General features: G+C 39.5%; 21 protein-coding genes. 8 read left to right on the forward strand and 13 right to left on the reverse strand.

Going from position 1 to position 20,823, the window contains the following annotated elements:
• Positions 1–3: 3 nt before the first annotated feature.
• The 4 genes from LC454_RS14560 to LC454_RS14575 all read right to left on the reverse strand — a co-directional run bounded on the left by LC454_RS14560 (position 4) and on the right by LC454_RS14575 (position 3,134).
• On the reverse strand, positions 4–1,563 hold the full coding sequence (locus LC454_RS14560; protein ID WP_223583224.1) for a sulfatase: 1,560 nt from the start codon (positions 1,561–1,563) through the stop codon (positions 4–6).
• Between the two features lie 174 nt (positions 1,564–1,737).
• The gene (locus LC454_RS14565; protein ID WP_223583225.1) at positions 1,738–2,319 is read right to left on the reverse strand and encodes a YdeI/OmpD-associated family protein; all 582 of its coding nucleotides are present in this window, start codon (positions 2,317–2,319) and stop codon (positions 1,738–1,740) included.
• Positions 2,320–2,347: 28 nt separating this feature from the next.
• The gene (locus tag LC454_RS14570; RefSeq protein ID WP_223583226.1) at positions 2,348–2,812 is read right to left on the reverse strand and encodes an SRPBCC domain-containing protein; all 465 of its coding nucleotides are present in this window, start codon (positions 2,810–2,812) and stop codon (positions 2,348–2,350) included.
• Between the two features lies 1 nt (position 2,813).
• The gene (locus LC454_RS14575; RefSeq protein WP_120257324.1) at positions 2,814–3,134 is read right to left on the reverse strand and encodes an ArsR/SmtB family transcription factor; all 321 of its coding nucleotides are present in this window, start codon (positions 3,132–3,134) and stop codon (positions 2,814–2,816) included.
• A 697-nt stretch (positions 3,135–3,831) separates the two neighbouring features.
• Here LC454_RS14575 and LC454_RS14580 point away from each other — a divergent pair.
• The 6 genes from LC454_RS14580 (at position 3,832) to LC454_RS14605 (ending at position 9,627) form a co-directional block, all read left to right on the forward strand.
• Positions 3,832–5,130 (forward strand): GH36-type glycosyl hydrolase domain-containing protein, encoded by a 1,299-nt coding sequence (locus LC454_RS14580; RefSeq protein ID WP_223583227.1) that lies wholly within the window; start codon positions 3,832–3,834, stop codon positions 5,128–5,130.
• A gap of 272 nt (positions 5,131–5,402) precedes the next feature.
• Positions 5,403–6,062: a hypothetical protein gene (locus LC454_RS14585; RefSeq protein ID WP_223583228.1), complete on the forward strand. Its 660-nt coding sequence runs from the start codon at positions 5,403–5,405 to the stop codon at positions 6,060–6,062.
• A gap of 133 nt (positions 6,063–6,195) precedes the next feature.
• Positions 6,196–6,705 (forward strand): STM3941 family protein, encoded by a 510-nt coding sequence (locus LC454_RS14590; RefSeq protein WP_223583229.1) that lies wholly within the window; start codon positions 6,196–6,198, stop codon positions 6,703–6,705.
• Positions 6,706–6,764: 59 nt separating this feature from the next.
• Positions 6,765–8,270 carry a hypothetical protein gene (locus LC454_RS14595; RefSeq protein ID WP_223583230.1) on the forward strand — a complete coding sequence of 502 codons (1,506 nt, stop codon included), beginning with the start codon at positions 6,765–6,767 and terminating at the stop codon, positions 8,268–8,270.
• 621 nt (positions 8,271–8,891) lie between these two features.
• Positions 8,892–9,146 carry a hypothetical protein gene (locus tag LC454_RS14600; protein WP_223583231.1) on the forward strand — a complete coding sequence of 85 codons (255 nt, stop codon included), beginning with the start codon at positions 8,892–8,894 and terminating at the stop codon, positions 9,144–9,146.
• Between the two features lie 91 nt (positions 9,147–9,237).
• The gene (locus tag LC454_RS14605; RefSeq protein WP_223583232.1) at positions 9,238–9,627 is read left to right on the forward strand and encodes a hypothetical protein; all 390 of its coding nucleotides are present in this window, start codon (positions 9,238–9,240) and stop codon (positions 9,625–9,627) included.
• A 461-nt stretch (positions 9,628–10,088) separates the two neighbouring features.
• Here the strand turns inward: LC454_RS14605 and LC454_RS26430 are convergent, their stop codons facing one another.
• From LC454_RS26430 to LC454_RS14645, 9 genes are all read right to left on the reverse strand, one after another.
• Complete coding sequence (locus tag LC454_RS26430) at positions 10,089–10,223, reverse strand: hypothetical protein (protein WP_262903083.1); 135 nt, start codon at positions 10,221–10,223, stop codon at positions 10,089–10,091.
• A gap of 28 nt (positions 10,224–10,251) precedes the next feature.
• On the reverse strand, positions 10,252–10,815 hold the full coding sequence (locus tag LC454_RS14610; RefSeq protein WP_223583233.1) for a biliverdin-producing heme oxygenase: 564 nt from the start codon (positions 10,813–10,815) through the stop codon (positions 10,252–10,254).
• A gap of 102 nt (positions 10,816–10,917) precedes the next feature.
• Positions 10,918–11,925, reverse strand: a complete 1,008-nt coding sequence (locus LC454_RS14615; protein WP_223583234.1) for a hypothetical protein — start codon at positions 11,923–11,925, stop codon at positions 10,918–10,920.
• A gap of 83 nt (positions 11,926–12,008) precedes the next feature.
• Positions 12,009–12,812 (reverse strand): hypothetical protein, encoded by an 804-nt coding sequence (locus LC454_RS14620; RefSeq protein WP_223583235.1) that lies wholly within the window; start codon positions 12,810–12,812, stop codon positions 12,009–12,011.
• An 82-nt stretch (positions 12,813–12,894) separates the two neighbouring features.
• Positions 12,895–13,605 (reverse strand): hypothetical protein, encoded by a 711-nt coding sequence (locus tag LC454_RS14625; RefSeq protein ID WP_223583236.1) that lies wholly within the window; start codon positions 13,603–13,605, stop codon positions 12,895–12,897.
• A 124-nt stretch (positions 13,606–13,729) separates the two neighbouring features.
• Positions 13,730–14,518: an HmuY family protein gene (locus LC454_RS14630; protein ID WP_223583237.1), complete on the reverse strand. Its 789-nt coding sequence runs from the start codon at positions 14,516–14,518 to the stop codon at positions 13,730–13,732.
• Positions 14,519–14,810: 292 nt separating this feature from the next.
• The gene (locus LC454_RS14635) at positions 14,811–15,398 is read right to left on the reverse strand and encodes a hypothetical protein (RefSeq protein WP_223583238.1); all 588 of its coding nucleotides are present in this window, start codon (positions 15,396–15,398) and stop codon (positions 14,811–14,813) included.
• Between the two features lie 29 nt (positions 15,399–15,427).
• Complete coding sequence (locus tag LC454_RS14640; protein ID WP_223583239.1) at positions 15,428–16,183, reverse strand: HmuY family protein; 756 nt, start codon at positions 16,181–16,183, stop codon at positions 15,428–15,430.
• A 50-nt stretch (positions 16,184–16,233) separates the two neighbouring features.
• Positions 16,234–18,612 carry a TonB-dependent receptor gene (locus tag LC454_RS14645; protein WP_317196262.1) on the reverse strand — a complete coding sequence of 793 codons (2,379 nt, stop codon included), beginning with the start codon at positions 18,610–18,612 and terminating at the stop codon, positions 16,234–16,236.
• 311 nt (positions 18,613–18,923) lie between these two features.
• Between LC454_RS14645 and LC454_RS14650 the strand changes: the two genes are divergently transcribed.
• The gene (locus LC454_RS14650; RefSeq protein ID WP_223583240.1) at positions 18,924–19,781 is read left to right on the forward strand and encodes a hemin ABC transporter substrate-binding protein; all 858 of its coding nucleotides are present in this window, start codon (positions 18,924–18,926) and stop codon (positions 19,779–19,781) included.
• A 5-nt stretch (positions 19,782–19,786) separates the two neighbouring features.
• Positions 19,787–20,818, forward strand: a complete 1,032-nt coding sequence (locus LC454_RS14655; RefSeq protein ID WP_223583241.1) for a FecCD family ABC transporter permease — start codon at positions 19,787–19,789, stop codon at positions 20,816–20,818.
• Positions 20,819–20,823: the final 5 nt, after the last annotated feature.

Here is a 20,823-nt window from a genome sequence, read left to right on the forward strand (position 1 = left end):
TTGTTATTTTTTTACTAAATTTTCATTGATCAACAGCCGCTGGAAAGAAGGACGGTTTACATCACTGTCTCCAGCTTCGGCTTTAAGTTTAATGAGTTTCTTTTTTAATCGACTAATCTCTTTTATGTATTGCTTGTCATTGATCGCATTATGTGTTTCCATAGGGTCATTTTGTAGGTCATAAAATTCCCAAGCTGGCGCTGTAGTTTTTTTATCACTGCCAGTCATTTCCAGTGGTTGTCCATAAAAATAGATGAGCTTGTAGCGTTCGTCACGCACACCAAGGTGAGCCGGGCGTATAGGAGCGTGTTGCCAATATCGGTAATACATAGATTTACGCCAATTGTTTGGTGTGTGGCCTGCTAGGTTTTTGCGAAAACTCTCTCCCTGTATATAAGCTGGTTTTTTTATACCGGCATAGTCTGCAAATAGCGCTGCAAAGTCAATATTAAGGATCATATCATCAATTTTACTACCTGCCCTAATTTCCCTTGGGTAGCGGATAACAAATGGCATGCGTAGCGATTCTTCATACATCAGGCGTTTGTCCATAAAATTATGTTCCCCAAGAAAATAACCTTGATCGGATGCAAGGATGATCACTGTGTTTTCGTCAATTTTGGATGTTTTCAGATAGCGCATAATTTTTCCGAGATTATCATCTACACCTGCGACACAACGTAAATAATCTTTCATAAGTTTTTGATAGATCTTTTTGCGGGCGTCGAGTGAACTCATGCCTTTGGTAGAGAAGGGAAGATCGGGGTAGGAAGTCCAGAAGGGGCCAGTAGACGCTTGTTCGTAACGGTTGCCGAGCTCTTCGAGCGGCTGGCCTTCAAAGGACCGTCCGGTTGTTGTTGCACCAGAATCCAGAAAAGTTGCTGGATAGGGGAATTCAATATCGTGATACAAGTCCTTGAATCTATCTGCGAAGTCAAAAGGTTCATGGGTTGCTTTGTAATGACACATCAAAAAGAATGGCTTGTCCGGATTGCGCTGGGACAACCAATCTAGGCTCAGCTGTGTTGTAATATCATCTACATAACCTTTGTATGGCGTGCCAGCCTCTTCATTGTCATTCCAGTTGTCTTTGGAAAGATATGTTGGATTGTGGTAAACACCATGTCCCGGCAATACTTTAAAATCATCAAATCCTGAAGGTTTCTTTTTAAGATGCCATTTCCCAAAAACAGCCGTTTGATAGCCCGCATGCTGTAGGTCTTTGGCGATATTCGCTCGGTTTGGATCCAGTGCATCATCGAGCGTGTAAACTTGGTTTTTGTTACTATATTGCCCCGTAAGAATTGCTGCCCGGCTAGGTGTGCAGATGGAATTTGTACAGAATGCGTTGTTAAGTATTGCACCCTGTTTGGCAAGACTATCAATGTTTGGATTCTTTACAATATCTTTTAAAATTCCGCCATAAACACCCCAAGCTTGCGCAGTGAAGTCGTCAGTTAGGATAAAGATAATGTTGGGACGAGTTTTGTTGTCGATTTTCTGCTGGGCTTGTGTTATAAATGGTAGTAAGCCACAGATAAACAAAAATAGTTTTTTATTCATGTATATTCTCCTTGTGTGTGCTATGTAATTCCGCGTAGTGCATCAACAGTACAGATACTGGTTTAGGCTCTGTTTAATGTTGTATAACAAAGCTACCAAATTCCAGTCATATTCGTGCTGTGACTGCCAAAAGTCCAGGTTGCGTCTGTATTGACTCCAGCTTTTTCCATTCTTTTAGTCATCTATGCCTTTCCCATCCAAAATATGCTGATAATATTTCTCAATCCTTGCTTCACGTGTTTTTGCCTGTTTTGCCTGATTGAAATAAAATAGATATCCTTTTTGACGACCGGGAGTTAGCGATAGAAATGCATGTTGCAATTCCTTATCCTCATTTAAGGCTTTCGTGAATTCTTCGGGAACGGGGTAGTCATCCGTTTTTCGCATATTGACTTTTGCACCAGACTTTTCAATCGCCACAGCCTCCTGAATATAATTTGCGATTGTCTCCCTTAAGTTTGCAATTTGTTCGATATGTGTAAATCTGAGCTGTCTGCCTGACTGGACGTTTTCAGTCTGTTGAATTAATAATTGCGCCGTATCCTTCAAAAGGACGCCTTTGTGAAATAGTAAGGCGCAGTAATCTTTAAAACCGTGGATCAAGACAACATTTTTTCCTTCAAAGGTATAACATGGGTGCATCCATTTGTAATCCTCTACGAGTGATTGGTTTTCTAGGACAATTTCCCGTAGTAAATTGAACTCTTCGTTCCATCTTTTGGTATTCTCGAAGAATTGTTCTGCTTTTAGGTTCATATTCTATTTTGGTTTAGATAATTGAGGGTTAGATAAGTTTGGTCGCGATTTCCTGAAGCCTGTTATGTGCGATATTGATACCCTGAGCAAAGGGCATCTGAAGAAGCTTATCGCGGAATCCCACAGATTGGAATACAATGTGCATGAGAAGTTCGCTGCTATTGTCGGTTATTTTTTCGAAGCTCAGATATTCCAATTGCACTGGGAAGGGGCTGTCTTCCATTTCGAATGTTCGTGTGATTTTCTTGTTGGGAATAAATTCGTGTATTGTTCCGTTCGCTTTAAATACAACATGGTTGTCATGGGAGGTTTCGAAGGCATAAGAGCCATGCTTTCTATTTTCCCATTTTAAAACCTTGGTTCCCATCCATTGTTCAAAGATTTCAGGTTGTTCATATGCTTTGAATAAGAGTGTTAGCGGTAAGTCAAATTCTCTGGTGATCAAAATCTCCTGTTTACCCTCTTCGGCATGGATTTTTGTTTTCTTTTCCATCTTATTTGTCTTTATAGTTTTTCATAATTTCTTCTAATTTGTTAAATCGCACATCCCACATGTCGCGGAACGGTTCAATAAAATCAGCTATTTCTTTCAATTTTGATGGATTGAGCTGATAGTAAATTTCACGGCCATTTTGCTCAGATTTTAGTAGCTCACATTCGCTTAGAATCTGCAGGTGCTTAGAAACCGTTGGCCTTGCGGTATTAAAGTTTGCGGCAATAGCCCCTGCAGTCATCGCTTGTGAAGCCAGAAGAAGAAGTATGGCTCTTCTAGTTGGATCCGCAATAGCTTGAAAAACATCTCGTCTTAAATTCATTGTGAAGTTATTTGACTACAAATTTATATGTTGCCGTTTAACTACGCAAGTGTTTTTTGTGTTTTTTTGAAATTCGCAGTACTTCAGGAAAAGATGATCTGGTTAAACTGACCAATGTCTTGTCTGTTTTTAAGATTAAAAAGACACTAGCAGCTATAAATATCATATATGTATGTACAATTTGATTTTTTACATAATTCACATAGAATAGCTAATAAGAAGCTAGGTTGATTTGAATTTATCTTGTTAGCAACTGTTTTTTTATATTAATGTGCTTGTGTTTAGCTGAATGCGTTTTTTTGTCTAAAAGCTTGCTTGAGTTTTTTTGTTAAAAAACATAAAAAAAATTTGAAATTAAAACTTTAATGAGTAACTATGTATATACAAATTAAAATTTGTTTCATGAAAACCAAGTTAAACCCAGCCAGAATTAAGCGCTAAAGTATCATTTCTTATATTAGAATGGGATTATTCCGCCGTTTGTTTTTTGATCGTGAATATATACAATCGTGCATATGTTTTGTTTACTCGTTTGATAATTAGAATGGGAGGGGAAGTCAGAAGGGAAGATAATGCTGTCGTATTTCCGTCGCATCAAGGTGCTGGAATAGTTTTGCCGCGATAGGGGAACTGAATGTATACGCCAAAGACAGGAATAAATAAAAAGTTTAAATCAATTATAAATTATCAGATACAGATGAATGTAAAAATGTTAGTGCTAGCGGGGCTGTGTGCTATTACTTGGAGTAAAAGCAGTTATAGACAGGATGTGAAAACCGTGAAGAACTCAAGAAGAGTTGAAATTAAACCTAAAGCGGATGTTGTAAAAACAATGGCGGAGCAATTGGTTAAAAAAGGCTTTACCGCAGGTGATGGCTATGGTGAAGTCTGGATAAGAGACCTGAATACTTTTGTCACCGTTGCCAGTACAGTTAATGATAAAGAGTTAATAAAAAAGCATTTGCTTACTTTTTTTCAGTTTCAACAGCCTGACGGTGGTATTCTGGATGGCTATGTACCCGTCAAGAAAGGCGCTGTTCCCTACAATTATTATCATTCCGCTTTAGCGCCAGAGTATGCCGGACATAAGAATACGGTGGAGACTGATCAGGAAACTTCATTGATCCAAGCAGTGGCAAAATACGTCAGAAGTACCGGAGACAAAAGTATTTTGAATAATAAGATTGGTGGAGTTTCTGTACAAAAGGGGCTTGAGCGGGCAATGGATTTTCTATTGACCAAAAGATATAATGAAAAATATGGATTATTATGGGGAGCGACAACTGTCGATTGGGGTGATGTCCAGCCGGAACACGACTGGGGGGTTGTTTTGGATGAAAATTCCCACCTGACACTTGACATCTATGATAATGCGATGTTTATCATTGCCATTAATGATTTTCTGGAGATTGCAGACCTGAGCAAGGCTGAACAGAAACATTGGAAGGATATTAAAGACAAGATTGCGAAAAATGTCCGTAAGCACCTTTGGGATAAAAAGAATGAGAAATTTATACCACATATTTATCTGAACGGTTCGCCTTTTCCAGATTCATTCAATGAGTCCGAAATTTACTATCATGGCGGAACAGCTGTGGCAATAGAAGCGGGATTGCTCAGTAAGGCTGAGGTAAAAGTGGCGTATAGAAAGATGCAGGAGAACGTCAAGAAAGCAAATGCGGCAACCATAGGACTGACAATTTATCCGGTATATCCACAGGGCTTCTTTAAAAACGGCGGTATGGGACCATATTCCTACCAGAATGGCGGTGACTGGACCTGGTTTGGTGGACGTATGATCTCACAATTGATCCGTTATGGTCTTATTGATGAAGCCTGTGAGGCACTTGAACCAATGTTGGATCGTGTACTTAAAAATAAAGGTTTTTATGAGTGGTATACGCCGGACAACAAACCACAAGGTTCAGCCAGTTTCAGGGGAGAAGCCGGTGTTTTATGGACCGCGATCACAGATCTTGAGAAAAAAAAGAGTTAATAGTCTCGAAGCACTAACGGAACGACTATCCAAAAAACAAATATTGGTATATATGAGCAGATAAAATTTTGGAATCTCAGTTTAGTTAATGGATAAGGTCCAAGTTCTTAATGAATTTGGACCTTATGCTATTTTACCCAAATGCGGATCGGGGAAATGCGAATAGACGTGAAATTGTAGCGAATTTAAAATGGCTCCAGGCGAATTGGAGTTGGCTTATCAATTTGAAGGGAATAGTTTTAATTTAGTACTATAAATTATAAAACAACTTTATGAACACACATTTGGCCTATATTAAAAAATTAACAATTCTGGGGACAAAAACCTTATTTAAGTGCTATTTGTTGGCTATTCTGTCAACAGTATTGTACCTCATAGTCGGCTACCTATTGCTCAGGAGCAATGCGGAGGGTGCCTTTTTTTCAATGAACGGGTCTATACAGACTGTTGGAAAGTTTCTGTGGTTGATTGGGGTGATCTTGTTGCCGATCTTGCTTTTCCTATTTAGCAATAAATATGTTTTCTCGACTGTTGCCAGTAAAGTTGTTGAAGAGCGGCAGGATGATTTAATTATTCCTGTTTTGGACAAGGTGTTACTTATTTTTCAGTCTAACCAGCCTGATCTTATTCAGAATGCGGGTGATTATACTTTTGCGAAACTCAAGTTGATCAACGAAGTGAAAAACACAAAGATTGAAAATCCATGGATCAAGCGTATTGTGGTATTTGGCCTGAACAAAATAAGCTTTGACAGCTTAGATCTCGACAATAATAACAACTTCTACGATATTGTAAAGTCCAAATTCATCGATGTATTGGAAATGCTGACTGAGGCTAACAATAGACCTTTTTGGATCTGTATCGCTATGCAGTGGTTGATTATTCTGTTTATTTGGCTTGCTGGTTGGGATGCTTCATTAATTGGTCAATAAATTGAACATGAAGCCGATATGAGATGAACCGTTTTCCTTCAAATAGATCAAAATTGAAAGATACGGTCAATGGAATTAGTGAAAATCCAAATAAGGAAATAGTGACCTGTAAACAAGGTTAAAAAACAGATATATGAATGAAACTATTATAGAATTTGACAACAAAAAGCGCCTGAAATTAGTCGTATTCGGTATTGTGTTTACTGTGGCGACGTTGACCTTTGCTTATTACATTTTCTTTGTCGCTCAAAGAATAAATATAACCTTTGGTACATTGATGTTTATGATGGTCTGCCTTGGTTGTTATGGTTTAATTTCCGGTACAAAGAGTATGTTTGATAAAGACCGAACAGGTCTTATTTTGAATGCAGATGGTATCCATTTTAAGGGAACACCCCTGGGGAAAGCGATTGGCTTAATAAAATGGACTGCAGTGCAGTCTGTATCGGAGGGAGTTGCCCATCGTGCTCCATTTGTCTCATTGAAATTGCGGAATCCAGAAGATCATATTCAAAATCTTTCATCGCAGTTGCAACAATTTGTTATCAGCAATGGAATAGCCGTGACGGCCGATCAATTGTCTGTTGATTTCTATGAACTTAAAAACCTGATTGCAGATTACCACCAACGGTATCGCCAATAATGAATAGCGTGATTAGCCAATGCTGGGCAGTAATTTTGATAAAATAATAGCTTTAGGAAATGAAAAAAGTAATTGTAATCTCGTTATTCTTGCTGCTCGCCCAGGTTGTGCTATGGGCAAGCGAATGTTATCATTATCATACAAAGACAATCTATAAAATTGTTCTGGTAAAAGGTAGCCCTTTTTTAGAGATTACTGTTATGGATCCTAATGGTATTAGTATGGCGCATCAACGATGTATATCCATATTACAGGTAGGCAAGGATGTGAAAATGATCAATCGAAATGGAGATAATATGCTCCTGATGGATGATGGTGCCTACTATTTACTTGCGGCCGAATTCTCTGATGTTAATCAAGTAACGCCAGTAAAAATTGCAGCTAGAAAAGATGTGCAAGCTACATTTGACGCAGATCTACTTTATATGCATGGAAAATGGTTTTCTTTTTCCTTTGATCCATACGTAAAAAAAATAACCAAGACAGCAACCAAGTTGTTTCCTGACAAACCTATTGTACTCGCTCAATTCCAAAAACGTAGATATCTGCTCAAGGACGATAAGCATGTCTATTGCTATGAAGGCAGACAATTAACGGCTGAAATAATTGAGGGACTGAACCCTGCGACCATACAATGCCTCAAACTAGAAAATAATGAGGATAAATATTTGCTTACGGATGGGAATACGGCCTACATTTATGATGTCAGTATTTTTGATAAAATGGATATTACCGAATCACTTCTGAGTCTTGATCTGAAACGGCCATTTACAATTAAAGAGGTGGCCCGAAACTGGCTGAATTCGTTTGTTGATTTTAATGACGGAAATATCTGGTGCTATGTTTCGGCGGGATTGGATCTACAGGACGGTACAACTGCTTACTTGTATCCAGTAAAAGCACAATGGCTGAATAAACAACATGAACTTATTGATAAAGAAGGTAAGATATATTATAATGGTTGGGATCTGATCAATGATCAGCCACCAGTGAACCTGACCGCTGTTGCACAGCCAAGGTCATTGGAGATTACCGCCTCTGGATTCTATTTTGATGGCACAGCTTTTTATAAGGACCAAGATGGAGCGGGAACGCTAGAGCCTGTGACATGGCTAAGTAAAGACAGCAAGTTTGTCAATGGAGTCTATTCCTATCAAAAAGGAATTCCTAATTTCTTTGATGATGGTAGGCAATTGATATTTGACGATAATACCTTGGCAAAGAAAAGAACAATAACACATCAGTCCACTTTAAAAGATCTGAAACTAGCTTACGCTTACGACGACAAATTGCTGATAGAAAATAAGGAGATTCCTAATAGTGCGGATCGGGAAAGCATGGAATTGCTCGGTTCTACTGTGGATGTTATTGAAGGTTGCGATGGCGGTAGGGGACAGATACCCGTGGTGATTGAGTACAACTATTTTTTTCGCGATAAAAATCATATCTATATTTACCACTCCGGTGACCAGGCGTTGAGAGTGATTAAGGCTATTCCACCTCATACTATAGAAAAAGATAATTATGAGCAGTTGAGGGAATTGCAGAAAAAAATGAAAAATTGATTCGCCGATACTCTTATTCCTTACTTTGAAATGCCGCCATTGCTAAATTGGTCTGAGATAGGTTGACTTCTTTAGGTTGTCCAATTATATTGGCTTAAAAAACTGGATGTTATTTATTCGAAGCCTATTTTTATTAAAAATTTCAAAATAAGAGAAATAAAAGGAACTCACAATTTGAGTATAGGACACTCTAGAAGCTTTTTTACCCTGAGGGTAAACGTGATAGAGTGTCAATGAAGTTGTCAGATGACAGCTTTAGAGGATTCAGATAAGAAAAGGGAAAACAGGTTTCTTGGGAATGTTTGTTGGTAGCATTTGGTCGGTAGAGAGAACTTATAGTGACCAAGTTAAGACCAAGTTATTACCAAGTTCGACCTGTAAGCAGATTGAATGCACAGTGAGTCCACGTTGAGTCCACCTTTTAAGGTGCTTTCATTGTGCCTGCATGTTTTTTACAAATCGGGAGGGGAGCGAGCTTGGGGCGAACTTGTCCATAAGTTATTTACAACAAAGTCCCTTGGAAATTGCAATATTTATAATTTTCATTTTATTCGAATTTGAAATTTGCTAAAAAAATAATAAGATGCTTTATGTCAGGCGTTTACTGTGGTGTCTTTAGGTGTGGGAATAAATTATAATGGATTTATCAGAGGTCTGGTTGGCTCGCTGGTGGATAGAAAAGTTGGCAACAAAAACTACCTGCAAAGCAGCCCATATCGCGTCAAACAGACGGATGATACCAAAAGGGCAGGTAAAGATTTTGGAAAGGTAAGTCGCGCAGGTGCTTTGATCCGGACGTGTTTCGGGCAGTCCACCAGGATCTCCATGATGGACAGATGGGCAATCGGTTCAATGGGCAGATCTACCGGGCAATAAAGACAAATCTTGATTGTTAAGAGGGTAGCCGTACACTGAGTACTGCGTATTGGATCGGTTGGTAAATTTTCAGTTCAATGAAGACTGTCATATGCTGGATTATCTTTTTATCGATCCGGTAATCTCCTTGAACAAGAAGAATGAGCTTAAAATATCATTTCCGGAGTTTGATATTAAAAGAGCGTTGGTCCTTCCTGAAAAATGTAATGCGATAGTATTCAAATTTCATGCAGTCTCATTCGATTTCGATCAGTTTGAGCCTACAGAGATAAAAGATACAGAGTGGGAATACGATGTTGAATATAAACAGGATGCGATACCGGCAAAAACCTTGACGATAAAGTGTTGGGAATTTATAAACAGGTCTATATTTGTCGGATTTACCATTCTGTATCTGGAAAAAAATAGCTGTTGGTCGAATGTACTCAATGAAATAGATTTTAATCCAGCTTCGATTCTAGCCGCTTTTCAGCTATACTAAGGATATGGTAAGAAGCATACCCGGAGCATTTCAAATTCTTCAAGAGTTAATATTTTTGATAGGAGGACTGGTAATAAACCTTTTGATATGCCAATTGATGTTAATTGTTGATATAGATCTTTTATTAAAGATAACTTACTTTATAGTTAAAGCGAAAATTCACAAATACTGGCTATAAATGAAACAAAAGATGGTTATCTTGATCATAATCGGTTTCATCTATTTTTATTATTCTTGACAGATTAAATAACACGCAAGAACGGAATTTGCTGGGTATTGAGAGAATCAATAAACCGTGTGCTGTACCTAAATAAAAAAGGCTAGAGAATGTAATATGCGTAATGAATATTGATGAACTTATGATGTATCTAAAGAAATATCGACAAAATGAGGTAACAAAATAGAAGCAGTCTCCGAAATTGTACTAAAGAACAATTTCGGAGACTGCTTCTTATTTAAAACTAAATAGATACGCTGCAGGACTTTGCGGCGAAGAAAAATACCGCAAGCCATACAAGTCCCTTTGCCAGGAAGAAGAGGAATGCCCCCATGCCGGCACGCTTCAACCATTTTGATTTATTGCCTTTTTGCTCCATCTGAAGGATTAAACAATATCACGCCTTTTTAGTTTACACTTGTGATCGGAGTGAATACGTCCCCAAAGTTATAAAAAGTTTGGTTAGCAATTCCCACTGCACGATCATAAGTTGTAGGATCTTCAGCATATTTATTTAATACAGCCGTAAAGCCAGCCCACATCTCGCGGCTATTTTCACCATAACCTTCGAAGAAAGAGGTTCCCTTGTTGACACCATATTTGTTCAGCATCTGTACGATATACGGACCACCCATGATAGAACCTTCCAGCACATATAAAGATGCTAACGCCTCCAACACATTGTTAACAGCAGGTGCTGTGGCTTCAGGCAGGCTATCGACGTTGCCACCTAGCGTCTCAATATCATTTTTAATATAAGACGAGTTGCGACGTTCGGCAAGATCTGGTAATACTTCAGCCGTGACGAAAGGAGCGATGTTATCTTCTACAGCACGGAAATAAGCATAGAACCCTTTTAATACCTCAGCATAATCTGCTTCAGAACGAATATTTTTCAATTGGCGCACGATCGTTCCTTCTACGTTTTGGTGAGCAGCGTGCGTATGCTCTTTGATATGTTGACTTAACATGTTCTTATTTTTATTTATAACGATTCTATACAAAGATTCGTATTTATTTCCAAATATTTATGCTGTTTTCTGATTTATCATCTATGAAAAACGACAGGATTTTTATTCTACGATTTTGATCGGATATTGATAATATGGTGATGCTAAGAAAGTAGACCAATCACCCGATAAACTAAGTAATATTCCACCACTGAACGGAGTTGATACATTTGTAGGAGCATCATTCGGAATCTTGACACGAATTGACTTTAGGTCTTCGGAAATAGCCAAAAATTCCAAAGGAAAAGCGTCAGGATAACCCGATTCGTTTATAAAATTAAAAGAAACACTGGAAAATAAAAGTTGTTTAGATAGATGTCGAACGGGGATGCTGATAATATCACCTCTTTTTACTTCCCAAGTTTTCGTATGATTGAAATAAGGATAGGGATAGGCTGTTCCGGAGGTAATATTAACTATTTTTTTACTGCTTCTGACGGGGACTCGGTATTTATTGTTTACTTGAACATAATAATCACCGGTTGGAATGCCTGTACCATCATATTGGTCCGCAATAAATTGAAAGCTACTGAGCTGGTTTTGTGACGCAGCGATCAATTTGAATAATTTATTTTGATCATTTACCAGGAAAAGGCTATCACTGCCATCAGTAGCAAGATTACGAAATGGAATCGAATAGGTACCGCCCACTGCAAGCGGGAGCACTGTCTCTTCATCCACAAAGGAAGGCAGTACGGCTCCGTTGGAGAGCTTTATTGTATAGACCTTGGTCGTACCATCCTGAGCTTTTACTTGATACTGAGCGCCGTCATTGAGTGCAATTGCTGTTCCTGAGGCTGGGCTAATACTGGCATTATTTGATATGTTAATAACAGGGCTGATCGTCTCAGGAATAGGCCATTCTGTTGATCCCGGCCAGGAGACATAGATGTTCTCCCCATTCACTATGGCTACAATCGTATCTTTACCTGCATTGTAAGGTATTTTAAAGGAAGTAATTTCGGCATAAGGAGTAGGAGCAATCTCATATTCTTTTTTACAGGCCGAGAAGAGTATTCCTACCAATAGCAACAGAGCAGGGAAGGTATATGTGGTGTATCTTGTTTTCATATTAATCATGACTTTCGGTAGTCGAATAAAATATTCTTAGTTTAATTGATCTGACTACGATCTATTGGTTTACTTCAGAATGGTCAGTTATTGTAAAAAATGCGGATCGGATTTTTTAAAGTGACTTCGCGGCTGTAATAACGAAGCTTAATAAAATAGTCGCCCGCAGCAGGTACTTTGTTATATTTAATATCCCGTCCACTTCCTGTTACGCGTCCCTCTATGTCGTTTAGATTAAGCAACATGTAGGCTTTTTCGACCGATGGAGAAGTTGCAGATGAGATACTTTTAAATGGGTATTCCTTTCCGTTTTTATCGACTAAACTTGCTTTTGCCAGTTCGAGATCACTTTCTGGTGTAGCGATATAAGGGTATGAACTGAGCGTATTAAAGACATAGATGTCATTTCTGGTATACCAGAAGGTCTGATCATATGCGATGGGATTATTTAAATCTGTGCTGACTTCCTGTGGATTAAGCGGGATTTGATCGCTTTTTATGGTTAAGGTATACGTCGCACTACTTCCATCTGTGGCTGTCACAGGATATTGTATGATGCGACCATTGGTGAAATAGTCCACCATATTGGTGATTAAAGTATCTGTCCCTTGCTTTAAAGTAACCCCAGAAGCGACCTTAACTTCTGGTTCTAAACTTGTCATATAAAGGCTTGCTGGAATAGTGACCGTAATGGTTTTATTACTATTATCAATAGCACCAATAATTTCCTTATTGGTATTAATAATTTTGAAACTGCTGATTCGAGCCATTTCTTCTTTTTCATAAGGCTGAGTTTCAGTTTTCGTACAGGAAGAGATGAATAGGCTGCCTATTAAAACACCTGAAGTTAATATTGATTTTTGTAGGGTTAATAATTGAGTTTTCATTATTATCGGGGAAGTAACCGGTATCAGCGTAGCTGATACCGGGTTTAAAATTTACAATTCTTATCAAAAAGTACTTAGCTTATTAATTCAGCTTTTTGTAGTCGAAACTCATAAAAGGGAAATTGGTTGCAGCATAAGGGGCATTAGGCACCTCATCCTTGTATACACTATTCAAACGCAATTTCCATTTTGTATTTGTCGTTTTATTGACAAGGATATACGTTCTTGGACCATAGCTGCTCATGATATGATTGCTAATGTTATAGATATACCAACCTGCGCTTGATGGGTTTCCTGTTCCGTTGATGCTGTTAGAACCTGCGGTACCTGTTGAAATTAATGTACCTGTGGTCGCTGCTGTCACAGCATCAAAAGCTGTATTGACATAATACAGATTGTATTTTGTTGTATTTACAGTCAGACTTGCATTGGCTGTGCCACTGAATTGAAAATCGTAGCCAGCCGATGTGCCGCCATCGTTATTGATCAAATCATAATAATAAGTGCTCGCTGGGTTTTTCCATTGCGTTGTATCAACCAGGTCAGGTACTGTACCCTGATGGAAGTTACGTGCACCATAAGTGCCTGTAGCGAGGGTTTTTAAATATCCTTTTGTGCCAGTAGCAGTAAAGTTTACTGTACCGCCTATGGTTGTTGAAGGTGTGGCAGCGCGTTTGCTGAATGATTGCTCTTCTACACTAGGTGCAAGTGAATTGTCTTTGCTACATGATGCGGTCATGCCAATCGCGGCAATACCTAAGGCAATTGATAAAGTTCTGAATTTGATTTTCATTTCTTTTTCGTAATTTTGCCACTTCTACAGTGGGCTAGTTAATAAATATATGTTAATTAGTCAATTTGATACCGGATGTACCTCGACCGTATATCCGGTTTTTTTTGAATAAGAATTGTACGATTTATGGTTTTATTTCAAACGTTTTGCTCCCTTTGGGCACAAGGACATAATCAAATGAGATAAATACATGGGGTGAGTCTTTAAACCATTTATCCGATGTATACAGATCTTTATACATAGAAACGGGTTTAATCTTGGCATAATTTCCTTTTGCTGTGCGGATAATCAACGTTCGGGGTTTAATCACTTTTCCACTTTTTAGTGTCAATCCGTTTCCTAGTGCATAAGCAACATGCTCGTTCTGAATGGTATGATCGCGTACCAGTTTGCCGTAAAAATCGTAGAGTAACCAACCCATACCATTTCCTTCGTCCCCGTTTTGATCCATACCGATTGCATCGCCTATAAGTTTAAATTGGGAATCATCGGGAATTTCGGTGACTTCATCAAATGCTTTTTCGACGATCAGAATACCGCCCGTCGCATTGTTTCCATAACCAAAATTGGAATTGTTTGAACCATTATTACCAGATACATGACTATTGAAAATATTGCTGAATGCGATATCCCAGTTTCGGGTCTGACGGTGTGTTTCAGGAATACCTTTGTTTGTCTCTAGGCTATAATAGACTGTAGGAGCAGCGTTGTTGCCGTCATTTTTATCTGTACCAGCAAAATTGCGGACTTGAATCAGTTTATTATAAAGCCCTGTATTGCTCTCTTCTTCTTTGGGTGGTTCGACAACAGGTTCTACCGTTGGATCCGATTTGCTGCAAGAAGTATGGATTGCTAGACCAATGCAAAGCAATGCAATATATTTTGTTCTGGTGAGCTGTCTTGCTATATTCATTTGTTGTGTTTTTGTTTTTATTTAAAATCATTCTAAATAATGGTAAAGGTAAAGAGTTTACCCTATTACTTGTGTATGAAAAATGATATTTTATATATTAATTTTGATTTTAACCGTTTGACTTAATATATAATATGTTCTTTGCATATAATGTTAATGGAACTTCAATTAGGAGCCTTTTGATCGGAAAAATAATAATGATGTCTCCAAATTTAATTCATGTTGATTTTTTGATTTGAATATATTTGGAGACATTATCTACTTGAGTAGATTGATCGTACCTTTTAATAAATTATTTTACAAACTTTTTAAAATTAATATTGTACGTTGCATTTCCATTGAGAGCAGTAATTCCAGCTGCCTGAATAACGAAAAGCTCGTCGCTCTTATCGCTTAGCTTTTCCCCTTTATACATTACGATGTAACGGTTAGGGGTGGGGTATACTGCATGATTATTCTTAAAGTCATAGATTATCCATGTGGGTCCTGTCGCTGGAGCACCAGCACTGGAAGCATCTATGCCTAATTTTTCTGTGGAGGTTATATTGGCACCTAATACTGCCGCTAATGTCAATTTTTCAATATTTGTATTCTCTTGATCGAAATATCCCAGTTTATAGTTTTCAGTTGATGTATTTTGCAAAGTAGAACCATACATGCCAGATAGATTTATCATACTTTTTGCTTCCTCCTGAACACTATTTGTTTTGAAATCATAAAAAACTTTTGCGCCTGCGGGAACTTCAATTTTTGCAACTGCAGTTATAGCCGTTGCATCGTTAAGTTTGCTTTCTTCAACTTTATCATCATCCTTGCTACAAGAAGTAAAACCTAAACTTAATGCACATAAAAGTGCAGCTGTTGTAAATAATTTGTTCATCTTTAATTTAATTGTGTAATTTTTCCTTATTATAATGTGTTTGTATTTAAGTTTTTGCTACCATCTTCCTGTACGTAATATTTGAAAGTGTAGTAGGGGGCAGGCCAGTTCATATTGGTCACTGCCGATGGATTTCCCTTATAGGCATTGATCAATTGTAACTTGGCATATTTACCATCGGGAAGTCGGATAACATAGGTGCGATTGGGCAGCGCTTGCATAATATGGGTACTCAGGCTATACTGAAACCAGCCTAGAGACTCCGAGTTGGATGCCCAACCAATTTTGCCCGTTCCGTTCTTATTAAATTCTTCGTCCGAAGGTGCAACAGTCAGGCTTTGGTATGATTGCTTTAATAGCATGACAGCCGTATTGTTGGCTTCTCCCTGATAACCTGGATTGAACTCATCAAAAGCATTGTTAACAAAGACTTCAGAATTGTAGGGGCCCGTAAAGGCAATATCCCAGTCTTTTGTTTTCAACCATTGTGCGGAGTCGGCCTTTGTCTTGATCCAGATTTGCTTTTTGTCCTTAAATCGGAAAAGAAACATGTTGAAGGGTCGTTTTTCTTTACCCTCGGCACCGTCACCCATGGCGGCATCGGTGTCACCGGCAAGATCTTTGATGACAATACTCTTGCCATCTTCTAGTCCAATCGTATAGTCTTTGTCCTTCCCGCAGGAAAGGAACATAAGTGCCAGAAAACCTGAAAAAATACAACGTCCAATCTTATGAAATGAAAGCCAGATGCTGCATTCCGCTATAATGATGTTAATTGTTCTCATTGTTTTATCTACTATTTTGTGTACTTCTCTTTAGCTCCAATCTCCAATCTCTAATCCTTCATCCATCGATAACTGACTCCACCCATAATCACTCTACCGGGCTGACCCAATAGGTAGCGACTGGTAAAATTGAACAGGTTGTCGCCGATCAGACGAAAGGTTAGCCTCCGGTTCATCAGGCTTTTTTCGATTGTCATGTTCAGGAGTGTATGATAGGGGATAAAGATGTCATACTTGTCAATAAATTGATTTCCATTATTCTCCTGAAAAGGGGTGTTGCCGCGGAAATTGACACGGGCATTGACATTGACGCCCCAGGGTTTGTATTCGTATTGTGCTTTGAAATTGACCATATGGCGCGAGCGATCCTCAATGCCCCAATAGTCTGATTTTTTGCTCTGTCGATAGAGGTCGCTTGCAGCATCATTGATCTGATTATAAGGGTAGTTACCCGCTGCGATACTATCCAATACACTAAGATCTTTTGCAATAAGATATTGGTAACCCATGGATAATTGCAGATCCCTTGTAGCCTGATAACTCATTGAAACTTCAAAGCCTTTATTCATCGCTTTCGGTAAATTACGGTAACTATAGATCTGCGCGATACTTGTACCATTACCTACACTGACCGTATTGATCTGATTGTTGATACGGTGATAGAAAAGAGAAAAATCTGCCTGAAATTTGGTTGAAGGATTCCAGGTAAGCCCAATATTGTTGGAGAGGCTAGTTTCGGCCTTTAAGTTGCCTGCGACTAAATTCAGCATATAGCTGTTCTTGTAACTTAATTCACCCGCTTGGTCCATGGCAGCAACCACATCGGCTACCCGTTCGGTGCCTACAACCAGATAATTGGCGGCAGGATTGAAAAATACCTGATAACGCATCTTATAGTCCGGCGCTTTGAACCCGGCGCCAACACCTCCTTTGACCAATAATGTTGGACTGATATGATACTGTAAACCTAGACTTGGACTCAGATGCCCGTTATAAACATTGGTTTGGTCATAACGTAGCCCTAGTGTCGTCAGCATGCGGTCTACCGGTTTCCACTCGGTCTGGAGGTAGGCAAATGCACTATTGAGTGAGCGTTTGGCATCTAGGTCTTGATTATCCATCTGCTCTAGACTACCACCAATTCCCCCCGTAAACTTGACCTGTTGGATTGGACTGTAAGCGAACTGCTGCTCAATGCGGTGTACATCTTGACCAAACTCTTCAGCGCTGGCCAAAACCCCTTGTCGTAACCATTGTGCCGCGATCTGGGAATGGAACCTGGAAAAATAATAGCGTGTCATGCTGCGTAGTCCTGATTCGAAATTATGGTCATAGCTGGCTGACAGATTGATATCTTGATCTTTTTGCTTGTCCTGCAAGGTGCGGTCTTCAGACCAGGCATTGATCATTTCAGATTCGCGGGCAGCAAACCGGCCCGTCATTCCCACTGTACCATTTTTGCTCGTGCGATAGCGTACTCGCCCCTGAAAACTGTAATTGGTATAAGGCGGGAATGTTGTACTTTTTGAGTTGAGATATTGTTTGTCCGTATTGAATCCATCTGTACGGTAATAATTTCCGGAAACAACGGCGCTACCCCGTTGATTGGAAAATGGTGTTTCGCCTTCTAATGTTGCGTCAACTGTGTTTAAGCTGCCATAGAGGAGGGAAGCATGTACTTGTGGGGTTATGGCGCCATGACGGGTAATAATATTGATGGCGCCACCAAGTGCATCACTGCCGTAGAGACAGGAGGATGCACCCTTGATAATCTCGATACGTTCAATATTGGTCACTGAAATACGGGAAAGATCAAAATTACCGCTATTACGGCCAAGCATGGGTTGCCCATCTACCAATACCATGACATAGTTGCTGCTAAAACCTTGAATTTGAACGCCAACAGCTCTAGAGCCACCGGCGATATCATTGACGATAGCAATACCAGTCTGCTCTTTCAGGACTTCGTCTAACCTACGGCTTCCCATAAGCTCAATCTCTCTTTTTGTGATGACCTTGACCGGCATAGCAGCGTTTTCGGCTTTGATAAGATTATCAACGGCCTCCAATTTACGGTTTACTTCAACCTCGCCGATTTGACGACTATCTGCCTGTATCGTAAGGGTCAGTTCCTGGTTCTCATCCGTCAAGTCTACAAATTGACGCAGCTCCTTATAGCCTAACGCTTGTGCGACAAGTTCATAACGGCCAGCATAAAGTTTATTGAATTGAAATTTTCCAGCGGTATCTGTTTTGAAAGCATATTTATCCGGATAGAGGAAAACAGTTGCATTGGCTATCGCTTTGTTGGACTCATTTTTTAAGGTTCCGGATAGCTTCCATTTTTCCTGCGCTTGCACCATTAAGATCTGGCAGGAACACAGGGCGATTACTGTACTTATTCGAATAGAAGAGAAGCTTTTAGACACTATTTTTATTTTTAATCATTCTAAATAATGTTACAAAAAAAGGCAATACTATTGGATTTTTCTATATGCAAATTGTCATAAATTCTATTTAATCCGATTTTTGTTATTCATAATGAGCTTAGTTTTGTGTGCTACTTTGTTGTATGATAGTGTGATAGCTTGTTTATTCTGCTGTATGCCTTTATTTAGGTGAATTGAAAATAATTTGTATTTAGACTGATTATTGATTTGTTTTGTAATCAAATACAATTGCCATACAAGAAAACAAGGAACAAAATCTTGTGTGGTTCTAATGGAGTTAACAGAAAGAGATGCGTAGAATTTACTTAATTATGCTCTGTTGTTTGCTACATCTTGGAGGATGGGCAAGTGTACAGCAACGGATTATTACATTGAACAGTTCACTGACAGAAACAATTTACGGGCTCGGGATAGGGGATCGTATGATTGCGACAGATGTGACCAGTATATCACCAAAGGCTGCGGCGGCATTGCCAAGGGTAAGCAAAAACCGTTCTGTTTCGGCTGAAGGTTTATTGTCGTTTAAGCCTACGCTTGTTCTGGCAAATGAGGGCGATGTGGCCAATGCCGTAATTCAGCAGATCCGAGCAGCTGGCGTAAAATTTATTGCAGTTAAACCAGATTATTCTGCCGCTGGGGCTTTGCGCTATATTCAGGAAGTCGCTAATGGTGTCGGTGAACCCGCTTCGGGAAAAGCCTTGGTATCCCGTACAAAAATAAGCCTGGATCGCACCTTGGAGCTGGTAAAAAAGGAAAATAAAGGAAAAGCTGTTCCCAAAGTGTTGTTTTTGTATGCACGCGGAACAGGAACAATGAGTGTTGCAGGAAAGGGTAGTAGCTTGGATGCGATGATCAATTTAGCCGGTGGAAAGAACGCTATACAGGAGTTTTCGGATTTTAAGCCCTATACGACAGAGGCATTAGTTCAGGCCAATCCAGATATAATATTATTGTTTGATTTTGGTGCGAGTAGCCTGGGAGGGGAGGAAGCTATTCTTAAATTGCCAGGGATGCGAATTACCAATGCGGGTAAAAACGACAGTATATTGGTAATGAATGCCTCCTTGCTCGTTAACTTCAGTAATCGGCTGCCTGATGCGATCTTGGAACTGCACCGTGGATTTGGAAAAGTAATGGATTCAAAATAGATCAGGTGCAGAAGAAACAAAAGTTAATATTGCTGGCTTTGAGCCTGATATTATTTATTACTTGTATTGTCGCATTAGGTTTAGGTGCTTATCATATACCGGCAGGAGATATTTTATCCATGCTCATGCAGAAGCTGCATCTGTCTACAGCATCAGATCAGGATAGCATGCAGACCAATGTTTTATTTGAGATCCGCATGCCACGCTTGTTACTGGGGTTGTTGGTCGGTGCCGCCTTAGGGATTTCAGGTGCTGCCATTCAAGGGATTTTTCGAAATCCGCTTGCAGAACCTGGATTAATCGGTATTTCTTCTGGTGCCTCCTTGTTTGCGGTATTGATTATTGCGTTTGAAACGCTCTTGCTGACTTCACTTTCAGCATGGATAGGTTATTATATTTTGGCTTTTGGTGCTTTTGTAGGAGCCGGATTAACCGCCTTTTTGGTGTATCGTATTGCCAGTAAAAATGGTCGCCCCAATGTGACTACGATGCTGTTGGCGGGAATAGCCATTAATGCATTTGCGGGTGCACTTACAGGTTTGATGACTTACATGTCTACAGAACAGCAGCTCCGCACCATTACGTTTTGGATGCTGGGCAGCTTGGGCGCTGCAACCTGGGATAATTTATTAGCTGTAGGCCCATTTATATGTATTTCCTTGCTTATTCTTCCATTTTTTGGAAAATCTTTGAATGCATTTGCGCTGGGCGAACTCCAAGCGGATTTATTGGGGATGAGTAGTGATCGCGTAAAAAGATGGGTGGTCATATTATCGACTTTGGCCGTTGGGGCATCAGTGGCTGTATCGGGAATTATAGGTTTTGTAGGACTTATTGTTCCGCATACCGTACGCCTGATGGGTGGACCGGATCACCGTTTTGTGCTTCCGGGCTCATTGATCCTTGGGGCCTTGGTGCTGACCCTGGCTGATGTTATCGCCCGGGTTTCAGTAGCGCCGATAGAATTGCCTATCGGTGTGATTACGGCCTTACTGGGGACACCAGTGTTTTTGTATATTTTAATCAAGGATAAATAGTCTTC

Origin of the sequence: Sphingobacterium sp. GVS05A (assembly GCF_019969845.1) — a bacterium.
GTDB lineage: Bacteria > Bacteroidota > Bacteroidia > Sphingobacteriales > Sphingobacteriaceae > Sphingobacterium.

Excerpts from the sequence above, each read along its gene's own strand:
- LC454_RS14650 (WP_223583240.1), top strand. The coding sequence starts at position 18,924 with ATGCGTAGAATTTACTTAATTATGCTCTGTTGTTTGCTACATCTTGGA.
- LC454_RS14585 (WP_223583228.1), top strand. The coding sequence starts at position 5,403 with ATGAACACACATTTGGCCTATATTAAAAAATTAACAATTCTGGGGACA.
- LC454_RS14595 (WP_223583230.1), top strand. The coding sequence starts at position 6,765 with ATGAAAAAAGTAATTGTAATCTCGTTATTCTTGCTGCTCGCCCAGGTT.
- LC454_RS14575 (WP_120257324.1), bottom strand. The coding sequence starts at position 3,134 with ATGAATTTAAGACGAGATGTTTTTCAAGCTATTGCGGATCCAACTAGA.
- LC454_RS14590 (WP_223583229.1), top strand. The coding sequence starts at position 6,196 with ATGAATGAAACTATTATAGAATTTGACAACAAAAAGCGCCTGAAATTA.
- LC454_RS14605 (WP_223583232.1), top strand. The coding sequence starts at position 9,238 with ATGCTGGATTATCTTTTTATCGATCCGGTAATCTCCTTGAACAAGAAG.
- LC454_RS14580 (WP_223583227.1), top strand. The coding sequence starts at position 3,832 with ATGAATGTAAAAATGTTAGTGCTAGCGGGGCTGTGTGCTATTACTTGG.
- LC454_RS14640 (WP_223583239.1), bottom strand. The coding sequence starts at position 16,183 with ATGAGAACAATTAACATCATTATAGCGGAATGCAGCATCTGGCTTTCA.
- LC454_RS14565 (WP_223583225.1), bottom strand. The coding sequence starts at position 2,319 with ATGAACCTAAAAGCAGAACAATTCTTCGAGAATACCAAAAGATGGAAC.
- LC454_RS14630 (WP_223583237.1), bottom strand. The coding sequence starts at position 14,518 with ATGAATATAGCAAGACAGCTCACCAGAACAAAATATATTGCATTGCTT.
- LC454_RS14620 (WP_223583235.1), bottom strand. The coding sequence starts at position 12,812 with ATGAAAACTCAATTATTAACCCTACAAAAATCAATATTAACTTCAGGT.
- LC454_RS14560 (WP_223583224.1), bottom strand. The coding sequence starts at position 1,563 with ATGAATAAAAAACTATTTTTGTTTATCTGTGGCTTACTACCATTTATA.
- LC454_RS14570 (WP_223583226.1), bottom strand. The coding sequence starts at position 2,812 with ATGGAAAAGAAAACAAAAATCCATGCCGAAGAGGGTAAACAGGAGATT.
- LC454_RS14635 (WP_223583238.1), bottom strand. The coding sequence starts at position 15,398 with ATGAACAAATTATTTACAACAGCTGCACTTTTATGTGCATTAAGTTTA.
- LC454_RS14610 (WP_223583233.1), bottom strand. The coding sequence starts at position 10,815 with ATGTTAAGTCAACATATCAAAGAGCATACGCACGCTGCTCACCAAAAC.
- LC454_RS14615 (WP_223583234.1), bottom strand. The coding sequence starts at position 11,925 with ATGAAAACAAGATACACCACATATACCTTCCCTGCTCTGTTGCTATTG.
- LC454_RS26430 (WP_262903083.1), bottom strand. The coding sequence starts at position 10,223 with ATGGAGCAAAAAGGCAATAAATCAAAATGGTTGAAGCGTGCCGGCATG.
- LC454_RS14625 (WP_223583236.1), bottom strand. The coding sequence starts at position 13,605 with ATGAAAATCAAATTCAGAACTTTATCAATTGCCTTAGGTATTGCCGCG.